This window comes from Streptomyces sp. JW3 (assembly GCF_052216785.1).
Classification (GTDB): Bacteria; Actinomycetota; Actinomycetes; order Streptomycetales; family Streptomycetaceae; genus Streptomyces.
On the sequence record NZ_JBQOUX010000331.1, the window covers coordinates 1 to 238 of the forward strand.

Below are 238 nucleotides of genomic sequence, written 5' to 3' on the forward strand. Positions count from 1 at the left end.
CCCACGCCAGCGCGCCGCGAGATCGGCGTTCAGCCGCTCCGCACCCAGCACCCAGGTCCGTACCCCCGGCACCGCCTGCGGGTCCAGGACCCCCAGCAGAGACGGCACCACACTGGCCACCGTCACCCCAGCGTCACGGATCATCACCGCCAACACCTGCGCGTCCCTACGCTCCTCGGCCGTCGCGATCGCCAGCGTGCCACCATGAGCGAGCGTCACGGTCACATCCAGCACCGAC

General features: G+C 71.4%; 1 protein-coding gene. It reads right to left on the minus strand.

All coding sequences use genetic code 11. From position 1 onward, the window contains the following. On the minus strand, positions 1-234 hold a 234-nt coding region (locus ACTT8P_RS38715), incomplete at its 3' end, for an AMP-binding protein (protein WP_442836470.1). Between the last annotated feature and the right edge of the window lie 4 nt (positions 235-238).